The organism is Nocardia terpenica (assembly GCF_013186535.1).
GTDB classification, from domain to species: domain Bacteria; phylum Actinomycetota; class Actinomycetes; order Mycobacteriales; family Mycobacteriaceae; genus Nocardia; species Nocardia terpenica.
Genome location: NZ_JABMCZ010000005.1, coordinates 846643 through 865331, shown reverse-complemented (window position 1 = coordinate 865331; position 18689 = coordinate 846643). Strand labels below are relative to the sequence as shown.

Sequence of the window (18689 nt, the reverse complement as noted above, 5' to 3'; positions counted from 1 at the left end):
CGACCGAGAACACGGTGTGCGTGTCGACCTATACGATTCCCGACTCGCGGCGGTGGGACACCGGCGAGCGGGTGCCGATCGGTGCTCCGGTGCCGAATGTGCGTGTGTTCGTGCTGGATTCGTGGCTGCGGCCGGTACCGGTGGGCGTGGCGGGCGAATTGTATGTGGCCGGAACGCAGGTGGCGCGCGGATATCTGGGGCGGATGGGGTTGACCGCGCAGCGATTCGTGGCGTGCCCGTTCGGGGCGGGCGAACGGATGTATCGCACCGGGGATCTGGTGCGGTGGACCCGGGACGGAATCCTGGAGTTCGCGGGCCGCGCCGACGATCAGGTCAAGATCCGCGGGTATCGGATCGAGCCCGGCGAGGTCGAGGCGGCGCTGGCATCGCATCCGGCGGTGTCGCAGGCCGTCGTCGTGGCCCGCGATCTCGCCTCCGCACCCGGCGACGGCATGGGCGCGGCCGACAAACAGCTCGTCGCCTATGTCGTTCTCGATCGCGAGACGGTGACCGTGCGCGACGGCGAACGCGAGCGGGAATTGGTGGACCACTGGCGGCAGGTGTACGACAACCTGTACGCCGGAAAGGAAACCTATATCGACACCGTCCGCGACGCCGGTGCGGCCATACCGCTGGGCGAGGACTTCGGCGGGTGGAACAGCAGCTACACCGGACGGCCGATCCCGGTCGAGGACATGCGGGTGTGGCGGGACGCGGTCGTCGACAGGATTCTGGAATTCGGCCCCTCCCGGGTGCTGGAGATCGGCGTCGGGTCGGGCCTGGTGATGGCCCGGCTGGCCCCCGAGTGTGTGGAGTACTGGGGCACCGACTTCTCGGGCGCGACCATCGCGAATCTCCAGGAGAGACTGGCGGATTCGGCCCCCGCATGGGCCGATCGGGTGCGGTTGCGGGCGCAGGCCGCCGACGATCTGTCCGGGCTGCCGCGCGACCGGTTCGATGTGGTGGTGCTGAACTCGGTGGTGCAGTACTTCCCCAGCGCCGCCTACCTGACCGATGTGATCGACAAGGCCCTGCGGGTGCTGGTTCCCGGTGGCACGCTGTTCCTCGGCGACGTCCGCAACCTGTCGCTGCTGCACGAGTTCGCCACCGGTACCCACCTGGCGGGCGTCGGGGCCGAGGACACCGTGGCCGTGGTGCGGGACCGGGTGCGCCGCACGGTGGCGGGCGAGCAGGAACTGCTGATGGCCCCCGAGTTCTTCCTCGCCCTGCGGGACAAGGTCCCCGGGGTGGCCGCGGTGGACATCGAGCTGAAATACGCGCCGGTCGACAACGAGTTGACCCGGTACCGCTACGACGTGGTCCTGCGGAAGGCGCCCGCGACGGTACGGTCGCTGGCCACGGTGCCGCAGCGGGCGTGGACCGAACTCGGCGATGTGCCGCGACTGCGCGCCCACCTGGCCGCGGAATGCCCCGAGGCCGTGCGGATCACCGAAATCCCGTGCGCCGGAACGGTTGCCGACGTCGCCGCCACCAGGATCGTCGCCGCCGCGGCCGACCACGATCGGGTGGCGGATCTCGACCTCAACCATGCGGCCGAGACCGTTGCGCCGCACGAGATTCGGGCGCTCGGCGTGGAACTGGGCTACGCGGTCGCGGTGACCTGGGCGCCGGTGGCGGGGCGAATGGACGCCGTCTTCACCCGGAACACCGGCGGGGACACGGTCTTCGACGAGGTGTATCAGGTCGCCGGTCCGGTGAGCTCGGCCGCCGCCTATGTCAACGACCCCGGGGTGGCCGGTCGGGTCGCCGAGATCCGCGGTTTCGTGGCCGATCGCCTGCCGGAGTTCATGATTCCGGCCGTGATCGTGGCGCTGGACGGGCTGCCGCTGACGCCCGGCGGCAAGGTCGACCGGCGCGCGCTGCCCGCCCCGCAGGCCACGACCGCGACCTATCGAGCGCCCTCGACGCCGCTGGAGGAGATCGTCGTCTCGGTATTCGCGGAGGTGCTCGGGACCGACGGGGTGGGCGTCGACGACGACTTCTTCGCCCTGGGCGGGCATTCCCTGTCGGCCACCCGGGTGGCGTCGCGGGTGGCCACCGCGGCGGGCGTCGAGGTGGCCGTGCGGGATGTGTTCGACGCGCCCACCGCCGCTCGCATGGCGCGGATCCTGGCCGACCGGTCGGCCGCCGCGGAGCGTCCGGGCGCGATACCGGCGCCGCGGCAGCGCCCGGCACGCATACCGCTGTCGTACGCGCAGTTGCGGATGTGGTTCATCAACCGGTTCGAACCGGACTCGGCGGCCTACAACATTCCGATGGTGCTGCGCCTGGCCGGAGCGCTGGATGCGGCGGCACTGGCCGCCGCGTTCGGCGATGTGGTGGCGCGCCACGAAAGCCTGCGCACGATATTCCCCGACGCGGACGGGGTCCCGTTCCAGCGGATTCTGCCCGCGACACAGGCCGTGGCCGTCGAGACGATCGCGGTCGAACCCGGCGACCTCGCGGACACCATGGCGGCCACGGCGCGGCGCGGATTCGACCTGTCGGTGCAGCCGCCGCTGCGAATCACCGTGCTGCGCACCGGTTCCCAGGAGCATGTGCTGGTCGCGGTGGTGCATCACATTGCCTCGGACGGCTGGTCGGTGGCTCCGCTCATGCGGGATCTGTCGCTGGCGTACGCCGCACGGTGCGCGGGCCGGGAGCCGCGGTGGGAACCGCTGCCGGTGCAGTATGCGGATTACACGCTGTGGCAGCGGGAACTGCTGGGCGCGGAATCCGACGCCGACAGCGTGCTGGCCGCCCAACTCGGTTACTGGACAGGACAATTGGCGGGACTGCCGGATCGGCTGGAGCTGCCGACCGATCGGCCGCGGCCGCTGGTGGCGTCGCAGCGCGGCGGGACGTACACGTTCACGCTCGACGCCGACACGATGGCCGGGCTCGGCGCGGCGGCGCGCAGACGGCAGGTGACGCTGTTCATGGTGGTGCACGCGGCGGTGGCGGTGCTGCTGTCGCGGCTGTCGGGAACCGGGGACATCGCGGTCGGCACCCCCATCGCCGGGCGCGGGGCCGCGGCGCTGGACGGGTTGGTCGGCATGTTCGTCAATACCCTTGTATTGCGCACGCGCATCGAGGAATCCGCGTCCTTCGCCGACCTGGTGGACCACTGCCGCCGGGTGGACCTGGATGCGTTCGCGCACGCCGACATTCCGTTCGAGCGCGTGGTGGAGGCGGTCGATCCGGCCCGCAGCCAGGCGCATCATCCGCTGTTCCAGGTGATGCTGGCCTTCCAGAACATCGATCTGGACCCGACCCTGCTGCATCTGCCCGGCATCGAGGTCACGCCCCTGAGCCTCGATGTGGGGATCGAACGATTCGACCTCACCATCAATGTCGTCGACACCCCGTACCCCGGGGAGGAGACGCTGATCAGCATCGGCTACGCCCTGGACCTGTTCGACCGGTCCACGATCGCGGCGTTCGCGCGGCGGCTGGAGCGCATCCTGCGCGCGGTGGTGGCCGATTCCGCGATCGGGCTGCGTGACATCGATGTACTCGGCGCCGACGAGCGATTGGCGTTGCGGCAGTGGGGCGATGGGGGACCGGGCCTGGGCCAGGTGCTGCTGCCCGACATGCTCGCCCTGGCCGGTGCGGCCCATGCGGACCGGCCCGCGGTCGTCGAGGCGGGACGCGAATGGACGTACCGGGAGCTGGGCGAATGGTCGAACCGGTGCGCGCGGGCGCTGATCGAGTACGGCGTCGGCCCGGAAACCGTGGTGGCGATCGCGATTCCGCGATCGGCCGCCTGGATGCGGGCGGTGTGGGCGATCGGCAAGACCGGCGCCGCGTTCGTGTCCATCGATCCCGCGCATCCGGGCGAGCGGAATCTGTTCATGCTCCTCGACTGCGCCGCCACCGTCGTGCTGACCTGTGGCGAACCGCTCGACGCGACCGGGGCGCGGGTGTTCGATATCGACCGGATCGACCTGTCCCCGCACAGCGCGGCGCCGGTCGGCGACGCGGATCGACACGGCCCGGTGCGGCCACACAATACCGCCTATATCGTCTACACCTCCGGCTCGACCGGTAGGCCGAAGGGGGTGGCCGTCACCCACGCCGGTCTCCTCGCGGTCTCCACCGCCCGTGACCGGCACTACGGGCTCGGCAGCGAGTCCCGGATATTGGCCCTTGCCGCACGGACTTTCGACGCGGCGGTGCACGAATTCCTGTTGGCGGTACCGGCCGGTGCGGCATTGGTCATCGCCGCGAGCGATGTCGTCGCGGGTGCGCCCCTGGCGGAGTTGCTGCGTGCCGAGCGGGTCACGCATGCGTTCCTGTCGCCCATGGTGGGAATGTCGGTCGATCCCGAGGGACTCGACGCGCTGCGCATCGTCATGACCGGCGCCGACGTCTGCCCGCCCGCGCTGGTGGAACGGTGGCTGGGTGCGGATACCACCGGGGAGCGGCAGGTGCACAACCTGTACGGGCCCAGCGAGACCACCATCTGGGTGACCGACGCCGGGTTGCGGATCGGTGAGCCGGTATCGCTGGGCGTGCCCATCCCGGGCGTCCGGGTGATGGTGCTGGATACGTCGCTGCGGCCGGTACCGGCGGGCGTGGTGGGCGAATTGTATGTGGCCGGTGCCGGTGTGGCGCGCGGCTACCTCAACCGGGTCGCCCTGACGGCCTCCTCGTTCGTGGCCGACCCGTACGGCCCGGCCGGGTCGCGGATGTATCGCACGGGCGATCTGGTGCGGTGGACGTCCACGGGCGACGGCGGGGCGCTGATGTTCGTGGGCCGCGCCGACTTCCAGGTCAAGATTCGCGGCCAGCGGCTCGAACTCGGCGAAATCGAGGCCGTGCTGGCCGATCTCGACGAGGTGCGGTACGCGGCCGTCACCACCCGCACCGCGGAATCGGTGCGGCTGGCCGCCTATGTCACCCCCGCACCGGGGTGCGTCCCCGATCCCGCCGCGATCCGGCGGGCGGCGGCACTGCGGTTGCCGCCGTTCATGATTCCCGACACCGTCACCGTGCTGGAGGAGTTGCCGCTGACGTCGAGCGGGAAGGTGGATCGGCGCGCCCTGCCCGCCCCACGGGTCACGCCGTCGGAGTATCACGCTCCGTCCACCCCCCTCGAAGAGCTGGTGGCCGCGGTGTTCTCCGAGGTGCTGGGGAAGGACCGGGTCGGGGTGGACGACGACTTCTTCGCCCTGGGCGGGGACAGCATTCTGTCGATTCAATTGGTGGCCAGGGCCAAAGACCGCGGCGCGCTGTTCACGCCGCGGCAGGTATTCGAGGCCCGGACCGTGGCCGGGCTGGCGCGCGTCGCCGAATCCGTCGCACCGGCAACGGTTCTGGCGGAGCTGCCCGGCGGCGGCGTCGGTGAGCTGCCGCTGACACCGATCGTCCGATGGATGGTGGAGCACGGTGAATTCCGGCGGTTGAACCAGACCCTGGTGCTCACGACGCCCGCCGGACTGGATCGTGCCGGGCTGGTGGCGGCGGTGGCGGCGGTGATCGACCGGCACGACATGCTGCGGGCTCGGCTGTGGCGCGACGAGCAGGGCTGGCGGCTGGAAGCACGGCCGCCGGGGACCGTGGAGGTCGAGTCGCTGGTGCATCGGGTCGCGGTGGATCCGGATGCCGACCGGGCGCACCTCGCGGCCGCGGCGGCCGCTGCCGCGCTGGATCGTCTAGATCCCGCCGAGGGCATTGTCCTACAGGCGATCTGGCTGGCTCCCACCGACGCCGCGGCCGCCGGTCATCTGATCGTCGTCGCGCATCACCTGGTGGTGGACGGTGTGTCGTGGCGCATCCTCATCCCCGAACTGACGATGGCCTGGCGGCGGCACCGCGCCGGAGACGATGCGGCGCCGCCCCCGGCGGGAACGTCGATGCGGCGGTGGGCACACGGTCTGGTGGAGGCGGCCCGATCACCGGGTCGGGTGGCGGAACTGCCGCTGTGGCAACGCATTATCGACGGCCCGGACCCGCTGCTGGGATCGCGCGCCCTCGATGCCGGTGGGGCGGTGCGCGTGCGGCACGCGCAGGTGCCGCCCGAGATCACCGAGGCATTGCTGACGCGGGTGCCCGCGGCGTTCCACGGTGACGTGCAGGACGCGCTGGTGGCCGCGCTGGCGCTGGCGGTCGTCCGGTGGCGGGCGGCGCGCGGGGTGCGGGAGTCGTCGGCGCTGCTGCGCCTGGAGGGGCACGGCCGCGAGGAACAGGCGGTGCCGGGCGCGGACCTGACCGCGACGGTGGGATGGTTCACCACCGTGTATCCGGTCCGGATCGACCTGGCGGAGATCGATCTCGAGGACGCCTTCGCGGGCGGCTCGGTGATCGGGGCCGCGATCAAGGATGCGAAGGAACGGCTGCGCGCCATTCCGGACCACGGCATCGGCTACGGGCTGCTGCGTTACCTCAATCCCGAGACGGCGCGGGCGCTGCCCGCCCGGCTGCCCGGGCAGGTCGCCTTCAACTACCTCGGTCGGCTGTCGCCGAGCCGATCGGCCAGTGGGACAGCATCATCGGAGTTCGCGCTGACCAATGAGCTCGGTGCGCCGACGGCCGGGGACCAGCCCCTCGCGGCGACCGCCGCCGTCGATATCAATGCCGTGGTCGCGGACGGGTGCCTGTCGGCCACCTTCGGCTACCCCGAGGCGGTGCTCGACGCCGCGGCGGTGGACGATCTCGCGCGGCTCTGGGTCGATGCGCTGCGGGCCGTCGTCACCCACCTGGACCGCCCGGATTCGGGCGGGCACACCCCATCCGACTTCCCGCTGGTGCGGGCGACACAGGCCGACATCACCGCGTGGGAGGCGCGATATCCGGGCCTGCTCGATGTCTGGCCACCGTCGCCGTTGCAGTCCGGGCTGCTGTTTCATGCGCGGCTGGCCGAGTCGGCGGTGGACGTGTACGCGGTGCAGCTCGCGATCACGCTGTCCGGGTTCGTGCATGCCGGACGGCTGCGTGCCGCGGCCCAGACCCTGCTGGAGCGGTATCCGAATCTGCGAGTGGCCTTCGGCGCCACCGGGACCGGCGAGACCGTCCAGATCGTCGCCGACGAGGTGGCGGTGCCGTGGCGCGAGGTCGACCTGCGCGCGGTGCCGGACGCGGCGCGGGAGGCGGCGCTGGCGGAGGTGCTGGACCGGGATCAGGCCGAGCCGTTCGATATCGAATCCGCACCGCTGCTGCGTTTCACCCTGGTCACCGTGACCGACGAGCGATACACGCTGCTGATCTCGCATCATCACGTGCTGTTCGACGGCTGGTCCATGCCCTCGGTCATGACCACCCTGCTGGCGGCGTATGCGGAACCCGGTGATCCGGCGATCACGGAGCCTACGGACTCGTACCGGTCCTATCTCGCCTGGCTGAGCCGACAGGATTCGGCTGCGTCGCTGAATGTTTGGCGGCGGGCGCTGGACGGGGCGGAGGCGACGCTGGTGGCCCCGCATGCCGCGCGCCGGGAACAGACCTCGCGAATGAGCCGTGTCGCAGTGGATTTCGACCCGGAGATCACCGACCGGCTGACGGCGACGGCCGCGGCCGCCGGGGTCACGGTGAACACGCTGATCCAGGTGGCGTGGGCGATTGTCGCCGGATATCTGACCGGGCGCGACGATGTCGTCTTCGGCGCGACCGTGTCCGGGCGTCCGGCGCACCTGCCGGGTATCGAATCGGCGGTCGGCCTGTTCATCAACACCATCCCGGTGCGGGTCCGCTACACCCCGGGCGAGCCGATCACCGGCGTGCTGGCGCGGGTGCAGGCCGAGCAGGCGGAGCTGATGGGTCACCACCACACCGGCCTGACGGATATTCATGCCGCACTGGGCGTGTCGTCCCTGTTCGATACCGTCGTCGTCTTCGAGTCCTATCCCGTCGACGGGGCCGCGCTGGCGGCACGGGCCGCGGCCGTCGACGGCATGAGCATCGACGATCTGCGGTCGAACGACTCCTCGCACTATCCGCTCACGGTGGTGGTCGCCAAGGGCGAACCCCTGCGCGCCCAAATGCAGTACCAGCCCGAGGTATTCACCCACGAATGGGTCGAGGCATGCGCGGATCGGCTTGTGCGCGTGCTGGATACGATCACCACCGACCCATCGCCGCGCGTGGAGTCCATCGATCTGCTGTCGGCGGCCGAGCGGGCGCGGCTGGTCCCGGCGCGGGGCGCGCGGGCGCAGGAGCCGCGACCGCTGCCCGATCTGCTCGCCGACGGGGCCGCCGCGAATCCGGCCGCGCCCGCGGTGATCTCGGGCACGACGACGATCGCCTATCGGGAACTGGACGAGCACTCGAACCGGTTGGCGCGGTGGCTGATCGGCCGCGGTGTCGGGCCGGGCGACACGGTCGCGCTGGTGCTGCCGCGCGGCGTGGAGCTCCTGACCGGACTGTGGGCGGTGGCGAAGTCCGGTGCCGCCTTCGTGCCGGTCGACCCGCGCTACCCGGCGGAGCGCATCACCGGAATGATCGCCGATTCCGGTGCGCGCCTGGCCTTGTCGGTCGCGGACACCGCGATCCTGGTGCCCGACACCGTGTACCGGCTGGTCCTCGACGAACCCGAGCTGGCGGAACGGCTCGAGGCGTATTCCGCGACCACGGTGGGCGACGCCGACCGGGTCCGCACGCTGCGGGTCGACCACGCCGCGTACATCCTCTACACCTCCGGGTCGACGGGCACCCCGAAGGGTGTCGTGGTCACGCACGAGGGGCTGGCGAACTTCACGGCCGAGCAGCGGGAGCGCTACGACGTGGACGAGAGCGCCCGCGTACTGGCCGTCTCCGCACCCGGATTCGACGCGGTGATGATGGAGATGCTGATGGCCCATCCGAACGGGGCCGCGCTGGTGGTGTCGCCGCCGGATGTCTTCGCCGGTGACTCGCTGACGGATATCATTCGGCGGCAGCGTGTTTCGCATGCCTTCCTGACGCCGAGCGTGCTGGCGACCATGTCGCCCGCCGGGCTGGAGTCCTTGCGTGTGCTCGTGATCGGCGGTGAGCCGGTGCCCGGCGACCTGGTGGCGGCTTGGGCGCCGGATCGGCGACTGTACACCGCGTACGGGCCGACCGAGACGGTCATCGTCACCACCCTCAGCGATCCGATGGAGCCCGACGCGCCTGTGACCATGGGCGGGCCGATCCGTGGTGTCGAGGCGGTCGTACTGGATGCGCGACTGCGGCCGGTGCCGGTGGGCGTGCCGGGTGAACTGTACCTCGGCGGCATCCAGCAGGCTCGGTGCTACCTGAACCGGCCGGTGCCGACCGCTGCCGCGTTCATCGCGAATCCGTTCGGGCGCAGCGGTTCCCGATTGTATCGAACCGGCGACCTGGTGTGTTGGACCGAGCAGGGCGCCCTGGAGTTCCTGGGACGCATCGACTTCCAGATCAAGGTTCGGGGCCAGCGCGTCGAGTTGGGGGAGATCGAGGCAGTGCTCCTCGAGCAGGCCGGGGTGGCGCGGGCCGTCGTCGTCCATCATCCGGACACCGAGCGGCTCACCTGCTACCTCGTCGGTGCCGATCTCGACCCGGCGGCGGTGCTGGCCGCCGCCCGGCGTCGACTGCCCGCGCACATGGTGCCCGACGCCTGCTCGATACTGCCCGAACTGCCGCTCACCGCGAGCGGCAAGCTGGATCGCGCGGCCCTGCCCGAACCCGTCGTGGTCGCGCGCGCCTATGTCGAGCCGTCGACGCCGACCGAGCGCGCGGTGGCGCAGGTGTTCGCCGAACTGCTCGCGGTGGACCGGGTCGGCGCCGACGACGACTTCTTCGCCCTCGGCGGGCATTCGCTGTCGGCCATGCGGGTGGCGTCGCGGGTATCGGCGGCGGTCGGGGTCCGGATCGGGGTGCGGGAGGTCTTCGAGGCATCGACGCCCGCGCGCCTGGCCCGGGTGGTGGACGCCGCGACCGATTCGTCCCTGCCCGCCCTGGTGGTTCGGGAGCGTCCGGCGCGGGTGCCGCTGTCGTTCGCGCAGTGGCGGATGTGGTTCGTCAACCGGTTCGACGGGGCGTCGGGGACCTACAACATTCCGCTGGTGCTGCGATTGACCGGGGTGCTGGATGTGGCGGCGTTGACGGCCGCGATCGGCGATGTCGTTGCGCGGCACGAGAGTCTGCGCACGGTGTTCCCCGACGAGGACGGGACGCCGTACCAGCAGATCCTGCCCGTCGGCCTGGCCCGGGCGATCGTCGATGTGCGGCCCGTCGACCCGGAGCAGCTCGACGATGTGGTGGCCGAATCCACGCGGTGCGGATTCGACCTGTCCAGCGAGCCGCCGGTGCGAGTGACATTGCTGCAGATCGGTTCCGGCGAGCATGTGCTGGTGCTGGTGGTGCACCACATCGCCGCCGACGGATGGTCGATCGCGCCGCTGGCGCGCGACCTGTCCGCGGCGTATCTGGCGCGCCGGGCGGGGCGCGCGCCGGGGTGGGATCCGCTGCCGGTGCAGTACGCGGATTACACGCTGTGGCAGCGCGAGGTGCTGGGTGCGGAATCCGAGCCGGGCAGCGTGCTGGCGCGTCAGCTCGGCTACTGGGCCGAGCGGCTGGCGGGACTGCCCGACCGGCTGGAGCTGCCGACCGACCGTCCCCGGCCACCGGTCGCCTCGCACCACGGTGCCGCATATTCGTTCGTCCTGGACGCCGGGCTGATCGCCACGCTGCGCGAGGTGGCGAATGCCCACGGGGCGACGGTGTTCATGGTCGTGCACGCGGCATTGTCGGTGCTGCTGTCGCGGCTGGCGGGCGCCACGGATATCGCGGTCGGCACGCCGATCGCCGGACGCGGCGCGGCGGTATTGGACGATCTGGTCGGCATGTTCGTCAACACGCTCGTCCTGCGCACGCAGGTCGACGAGGCCGGATCGTTCGCCGACCTGCTGGATCGGGTCCGGCGGGTGGACCTGGATGCGTTCGCGCATGCCGATGTGCCGTTCGAGCGGGTGGTGGAGGCGCTCGATCCGCCGCGCAGCCAGGCGCATCATCCGCTGTTCCAGGTCATGCTGGCCTTCCAGAACGTCGACCTCGACCGTGCGGCCACGCATCTGCCCGGAATCCGGGTCACACCCGTGGATCTCGACACCGGGATCGAACGATTCGACCTCACCCTCACCGTCGCCGACATCGCGAACGCGGACGGTGACATCCCGGTCACCCTCGGCTATGCCGTCGACCTGTTCGACCGGTCGACGATCGCGGCCTTCGCGCAGCGGCTCCGGCGCATCCTGCACGCGGTGGCGGCCGATCCCACGGTCGGGCTGCGCGCGATCGATCCGCTCGAACCGGGTGAGCGAGAGATATTGCGGGAGTGGGAGAACGGTGGCGCCGGTCCGGCGCAAGCCACCCTCGCCGAACTGCTGTCCCGCGCCGCCACCGAGTTCTCGGATCGGCTCGCGGTCGTCGACGCCGCCTACCGGTGGACCTACCGAGACCTGGATGGCTGGTCGAACCGGTGCGCGCGGGCGCTGATCGGCATTGGCGTCGGACCGGAAACGGTAGTGGCCATTGCGATTCCACGATCGCTGGCCTGGGTGCGGGCGGTGTGGACCGTCGCCAAGACCGGTGCCGCCTTCGTCTCCGTCGATCCGGCGCATCCGTGGGAACGCAACCGGTTCGTCCTCACCGACGCGGCCGCCACGGTCGTGCTGATCGACGGTGAAATCACCACGGGCACACTCGGATCGGATGCGCAGGGCGAGACCGGGATTCGGGTGCTCGATCCCGACCGGCTCGATCTCGGCGACCACAGCGATGCCCCGGTGACCGATGGCGATCGGCGCGGCACGGTGCGGACGGCGAATACCGCCTACCTCGTGTACACCTCGGGATCGACCGGTGCGCCGAAGGGCGTGGCCGTCACCCACGCCGGATTGACCGCGGTCGCGACCGCCCAGCACCGCATGTACGGGGTGCGCGGCGATTCCCGCGTATTGTCCGTCGCCGCACGGACTTTCGATGCGGCGATCCTGGAGCTGCTGTTGGCGGTGACGGCCGGTGCCGCGCTGATCACCGCCCCGAGCGATGTTTTCGCCGGTCCGGCGCTGGCCGAGCTGATCCGTGCCGAGGAGGTCACGCACGCCTGCCTGACCCCGACCGTGGTGGCCACCCTGGATCCACGGCAGGTCGACGGATTGCGGGCGCTGCTGGCCGCGGGCGAGGCATGCCCGCCCGAATTGGTGGCGCGGTGGTCGGGAACCGATACCGCCGGTGCCCGAACGGTGTACAACCTCTACGGGCCGAGCGAGGCCACCATCTGGGTCACCGGAGCCGAGCTGCGCGTCGGCGAGCCCGTCGCGCTGGGCGCGCCGATCCCCGGAATCCGGCTGATGGTGCTGGACGCGTGGCTGCGCCCGGTCCCGCGCGGCGTGGTGGGGGAGTTGTACGCGGCCGGTGCGGGAGTGGCGCGCGGATACCTGCACCGAATCGGGCTGACCGCAGCGACTTTCGTGGCCGATCCGTACGGTCCGGCCGGATCGCGAATGTATCGGACCGGGGATCTGGTGCGGTGGCTGCCCGCGGGCGACCGGGGGGCGCTGATGTTCGTGGGGCGCGCCGATTTCCAGGTCAAGATCCGTGGCCAGCGGCTGGAACTCGGCGAGATCGAGGCGGTGCTGTCGGGCCTGGACGAGGTCGAGCACGCCGTCGTCGTCGCCCGCGCCGTCGACGGCGGGGTGCGGCTGGCCGCCTACGTCACGGCCGCGTCCGGGCGCCTCCCCGATCCCACCGCCGTCCGGCAGTCGGCGGCGAAACGCCTGCCCGCCTTCATGGTTCCCGACACCGTCACCGTCCTGGACGAGCTGCCGCTGACCTCGAGCGGCAAGGTGGACCGCCGCGCCCTGCCCGCACCGCAGTCGGCGGTGGCGGCGTACCGGGCACCGTCCACACCCGTCGAGGAGATCGTCGCCGCGGTCTTCGCGCAGGTACTCGATGTCGATCGGGTCGGCGTCGACGACGACTTCTTTGCCCTCGGCGGACATTCGCTGTCGGCCACGCGGGTGGCGTCGCGGGTGGCGACGGCGGTCGGCGCCGAGGTGGGGGTGCGGGACATCTTCCAGGCGCCCACCGCCGCCCGCCTGGCGCAGGCACTGACCGAACACGCCGCCACGCTCGACCCGGTGCGATCGAAACCGATTGTGCGGGAACGTCCGGCGCGGGTGCCGCTGTCGTTCGCGCAGTGGCGGATGTGGTTCATCAACCGGCTCGAAGGGGCGTCGGCGACCTACAACATTCCCTTGGTGCTGCGGTTGACCGGCGATCTGGATGTGGCGGCGTTGACGGCCGCGATCGGCGATGTCGTTGCGCGGCACGAGAGTCTGCGCACGGTGTTCCCCGATGAGGGCGGGACGCCGTACCAGCGGATCCTGCCCGCCGATCGCGCTTCGGCGGCCGTCGCGGTGCGCACCGCCGACCCGGCCGAACTCGACCGGCTCGTGATCGCCTCGGCGCGACGCGGTTTCGACGTCTCGCAGGAACCGCCGCTGCGAGCCACGGTGCTGCGCAACGGTTCCGACGAGCACGTGCTGGTGCTGGTGGTGCATCACATTGCGGCGGACGGCTGGTCGATGGCGCCGCTGGCGCAGGACCTGACGCTGGCCTACACCGCCCGCCGGGAAGGCCGGGCGCCGCAGTGGGCGCCGCTGCCGGTGCAATACGCCGATTACACGCTCTGGCAGCGGGAAATCCTCGGCGCGGACACCGACCCGGACAGCGTGCTCGCGCGCCAACTCGGGTACTGGACGGGGCAATTGGCGGGTCTGGCGGATCGGCTCGAGCTGCCCGCCGACCGGCCGCGACCGGCGGTGGCGTCCCAGCGCGGCGGGACATACTGGTTCGCGCTGGACGCGGACACGGCGGCCGGGATCCGCCGGATCGCCCGCACCCACCAGGTGACGATGTTCATGGTGCTGCACGCGGCGATCGCGGTGCTGCTGTCGCGGCTGGCCGACACCGGGGACATCGCGATCGGCACCCCGATCGCCGGGCGCGGCGCGGCGGCATTGGACGGTCTGGTCGGCATGTTCGTCAACACCCTGGTGCTGCGGACCCGCATCGACGAAACCGGTTCGTTCGCCGACCTGTTGGACCAGGTCCGGCGGGTGGACCTGGATGCGTTCGCGCATGCCGATGTGCCGTTCGAGCGGGTGGTGGAGGCGCTCGATCCGCCGCGCAGCCAGGCGCATCATCCGCTGTTCCAGGTCATGCTGGCCTTCCAGAATCTCGGTCTGGACCGTGCGGCCGCGCACCTGCCGGGTGTGCGGGTCACGGCCGTGGAGCTCGACGTCGAGGTCGAACGCTTCGATCTCACCGTCACCGTGTCCGATACACCGGATGCGAACGGCGGCATGCCGATCGGCATGAGCTTCGCCCTCGACCTGTTCGACCGGCCGACCGTCGCGGCCTTCGCACAGCGGTTGCGGCGAATCCTGGGCGCGGTGACGGCCGATCCGACGGTCGGGCTGCGCGAGGTCGATGTGCTCGAGGCGCGAGAGCGGCAGCTGCTGCGGGAGTGGGGCGATGGCGGTGCCGGGCCGACGCGGAACACCCTGGCCGACATGCTCTCTCGGGCGGCCGGTGCACACGGGGATCGGCTCGCGATCGTCGCCGCCGGTCGGGAGTGGACGTATCGGGATCTGGATGAGCGATCGAATCGGTATGCGCGGGCACTGATCGAGTGCGGCGCCGGTCCGGAAACGGTTGTGGCGATTGCCATTCCACGATCGCCCGCCTGGATGCACGCGGTATGGGCGGTGGCCAAGACCGGTGCCGCGTTCGTCTCGATCGACCCCTCGCACCCGGACGAGCGGAATCGGCTCATCCGCACCGATTGCGGGGCGACGATCGTGCTCGTCAGCGGTGAAACCGACATGGGCACACTGCGATCGGAGGCGGCCGATGCCGGGACCCGGGTGATCGACCTCGACCGGCTCGACGTTTCCGCGCACAGCGCGGCTCCCGTCACCGACGCCGAGCGGGGTGGCGCGGTGCGGCCCGGCAACACCGCCTACCTGGTCTACACCTCCGGGTCGACCGGTGCGCCGAAGGGCGTCGCCGTCACCCACGCCGGACTGTCCGCGGTGGCGGCGGCCCAGCAACGGTACTACCGGGTCACCGCCGACTCTCGCGTATTGTCCGTTGCCGCACGCACTTTCGATGCGGCGATCCTGGAACTGCTGCTGGCGATACCGGCCGGTGCGGCATCGATCATCGCGCCCGGCGACGCCTTCGCCGGGCCGCCGCTGGCCGAGGTGCTGCGCACCGAGCGGGTCACCCACGCGTTCCTGTCCCCGGCGGTGGGCCTGTCGGTCGACCCCGCCGGGCTCGACGACCTCCAGGTCGTCCTGACCGGTGCCGAGGCGTGCCCGCCCGCGCTGGTGGACCGGTGGTCGGGCACCGACGCCGCGGGAGCGCGCGGCCTGTACAACCTGTACGGGCCCAGCGAGACCACGATCTGGATCGCCGGTGCGGAACTGCATGCCGGTGAGGCGGTGTCGGTGGGCGGGCCGATTCCGGGAGTGCGGCTGATGGTGCTGGACGCGTGCCTGCGTCCGACGCCGCCCGGCGTGGTGGGCGAATTGTATGTGGCCGGTGCGGGTGTGGCGCGCGGGTACGTGGGCCGACCCGCGACGACCGCGTCCTCGTTCGTGGCCGATCCGTTCGGTTCGGCGGGGTCGCGGATGTATCGCACGGGCGACCTGGTGCGGTGGACGCTCGACGGCGGGGTGCTGATGTTCGTGGGGCGCGCCGACTTCCAGGTCAAGATTCGCGGGCAGCGCCTCGAGCTCGGCGAAATCGAGGCCGTGCTGGCCGATGTGGAGGAGGTGCGGCACGCCGTTGTCATCGCGCACGGTGATGAGGACGTGCGCCTGGCCGCCTATGTCACCCCCGTACCCGGGCACGACATCGATCCGGACGGCATCCGGCGGGCGGTGTCGAAACGGTTGCCCGCCTTCATGATTCCCGACACCGTCACCGTGCTGGACGAGTTGCCGTTGACCGCGAGCGGGAAGGTGGATCGCCGCGCGCTGCCCGCCCCGCGGCGGCCGGTGACGACCTACCGGGCGCCCTCGACCCCCCTGGAGGAGATCGTGACCGCGGTGTTCTCCGAGGTGCTGGAGGTCGAGCGGGTCGGGGTCGACGACAACTTCTTCGCCCTGGGCGGAAACTCCATGGTCGCCATGAGATTGGTGTCCCAGCTGCGGTCGCGCACCGGGGCGCGGGTGCCGTACCAGTTGCTGTTCTCCGACTCCACGCCCGCCTCGCTGGCGCGGTACCTGGAGCAGCCGCAGGCGGATATGCGCGTCTCGCTCGGGGTGCTGTCGCCGCTGCGTTCCACCGGTGCCAAGCCCCCGCTGTTCTGCGTCCATCCGGGCGGCGGCCTGGCCTGGGTGTACGGGACCCTGGTGGGCCGCCTGGACCCGGATCGGCCCGTCTACGGCCTGCAGGACCCCTACATTGTCGAGGACTCGGCCCGCTGCGAGTCGGTGGACGCGTACGCCGAGCGATACGTCGAGGAGATCCTGAAGGCGTTCCCCGACACCGACTACTACCTGCTGGGCTGGTCGCTGGGCGGGAAGATCGCGCACACGATGGCGGCCCGGCTGCAACAGCTCGGCCACACCGTGGGCCTGCTCGTGCTCGTCGACGCCGGTATCGACACCGACCTGGACCAGGCCCCCGAACCCGACCCCGACGACCCCCAGGGTCTGGTGGCCCTGACCGAATTCCTCGGCGGCTGGCGAGAATTCCTCGGCCTCACCGACACCCAGCGGATCGAGGACCCCGAACAACTGCTCACCCTGCTCACCGACCGGCTCGGGCAGGAGGACATCCTGACGCGGCAGCAGGTGGAGCGGGTCCGGGAGAACTTCAAGACCCCGGTCCCGCACACCCCGAGACGATTCGACGGCGACGCGGTCCTGTTCCTGTCCGCCCACGAATCCCACCGAGACCGCCTGTCGCGCAGCTGGCACGGCCACATCACCGGCCACATCCAGGAATTCCCCATCGACGAACGCCACGCGGGCATGCTCAACCCGAAGGGCGCCGCCCAGATAGGCCCGATCCTGAACACCCTGCTCGAGGCCGCCGACGGAAAGGAGATCACGGGCCGAGGCGAGCCACACGATCGTTGAGGTAGCGCTGTTCCGGGACGCTGGCGGTGAGTTGTGCCGCGCGCCGGTAGCTTTCGACGGCACCGGCCGCGTCGCCACACATCTCCAGCAGATGGGCCCGCACCGCGTGGGTGCGGTGATGACGGCGCATCGACGGGTCGTCCAGCAGCGGCGCGATCAGGGCCAGCCCCTGCTCCGGGCCGAATGCCATCCCGACGGCGACCGCGCGATTGAGGGTCACCACCGGACCCGGCGCGATCCGATCGAGCATGGCGTACAGCACGGCGATCTGCCGCCAGTCGGTGTCCGCCCAGGTCGCGGCCTCCGCGTGCACGGCGGCGATCGCCGCCTGCACCTGAAACCGTCCCACATGCCCGCGCGGCAGCACCCGCTCCAGCAGTGCGACGCCCTCCGCGATCGCCGCACGATCCCAGCGCGAACGATCCTGCTCGGCCAGCGGCACCAGGGTGCCGTCCGCGGTACGGGCCGCCGCGCGAGCATGGGTGACCAGCATGAGAGCCAGCGCGCCCGCGATCTCGTCGTGCTCGGGTATCGCCGCGTGCAATTGCCGAGTGAGGCGGATGGCCTCGCCGGTCAGGCTCGAATCCAGCAGCGCGCCACCGTCGGAACGGGTATGCCCGGCGGTGAACAAGAGGTGGCAGACATCGAGCACGGCGGCGATGCGGGCGGGCAGATCGGCGTCGCCGGGAAGCTCGAACACCGCACCCGCCGCCCGCAGCGTCGCCCGCGCACGGGTAAGGCGTTGCGCCATAGTGCGTTCCGGAACGAGATAGGCGGCGGCGATCTGACCGGTCCTCACACCACACACGGCGTGCAGGGTCAATGCGACCTGCGAGGAGCGGCTCAGGCTCGGATGACAGCACAGCAGCAGCAATCGCAGGGTGTCATCGCCCTCGTCGACCCCCTGATCCGCGGGCGGCGCGAGATGCGCGTCTCCCGGCCGGACAGCGGCGACCGCCACCTCCCGCCCGGCGCGGGCACGATCGGCCCGCACCCGATCGATCAATCGACGCGACGCCACCGTAATCAGCCACCCACGCGGATTGTCCGGGACACCATCGCGATACCACCGCACCGCCGCCGCCTCGGCCGCCTCCTGCGCGGCATCCTCGCAATCCCCGAGATCGCCATGCCTGCGCAGCAGAGCGGCGAGAACATGCGGCGACTCCCGCCGCCACACATCCTCCACCACCCCGGTTTTCACTCGTCCCCGCCACCCGGCCACATGGTCGGCCGCAACTCGACCGTCTCACCCGGCCCCGCGAACCGCGCGGCGATCTCCTCCGCTCGCACACGATCCTCGACATCGATGAGGAACAACCCCGCCAAATGCTCCTTGGCCTCCGAATACGGCCCATCGGTAACCAGCGGCTCCCCATCACCCCACCGATACAGCCGCGCCGACTCGGGCGCCCCCAGCGCCTCGCCCGTCACCAACTCCCCCTTCTCCCGCATCTCCTCGAGCAACGCCTCGAAATCCGCCCCCATCCGCGCCCGCTCCGCTTCCGGCAATGCCTGGAACTCGGGCAGATAATCACCGGTCGGGTGCCCCCACGGCTGCGGGTTGGAGTGAATCAAGATCACGTACTTCAT

Annotated in this window: 3 protein-coding genes (1 of these 3 running past the window's edge); 1 reads left to right on the top strand and 2 read right to left on the bottom strand. The window is 70.9% G+C overall.

The genetic code is table 11. From position 1 onward, the window contains the following. A protein-coding gene (locus HPY32_RS39755) for a non-ribosomal peptide synthetase (RefSeq protein ID WP_067587617.1) crosses the window boundary here: on the top strand, positions 1-17096 show its 3' portion. The gene continues 13060 nt to the left of window position 1, outside the view; the window shows 17096 of its 30156 coding nt (coding positions 13061-30156); its start codon lies off the left edge, out of view; its stop codon occupies positions 17094-17096. Here the strand turns inward: HPY32_RS39755 and HPY32_RS39750 are convergent. Both HPY32_RS39750 and HPY32_RS39745 read right to left on the bottom strand, forming a co-directional pair. Continuing rightward, positions 17065-18300 carry an RNA polymerase sigma factor gene (locus HPY32_RS39750; RefSeq protein WP_156674426.1) on the bottom strand — a complete coding sequence of 412 codons (1236 nt, stop codon included), beginning with the start codon at positions 18298-18300 and terminating at the stop codon, positions 17065-17067. The genes HPY32_RS39755 and HPY32_RS39750 overlap by 32 nt on opposite strands. Next, positions 18297-18689 (bottom strand): YciI family protein, encoded by a 393-nt coding sequence (locus tag HPY32_RS39745; protein ID WP_067587619.1) that lies wholly within the window; start codon positions 18687-18689, stop codon positions 18297-18299. Before HPY32_RS39745 ends, HPY32_RS39750 begins: the two co-directional genes overlap by 4 nt.

Bases quoted from the DNA above. Each gene is read 5' to 3' on its own strand.
- HPY32_RS39745 (WP_067587619.1), bottom strand. From the start codon at position 18,689: ATGAAGTACGTGATCTTGATTCACTCCAACCCGCAGCCGTGGGGGCAC.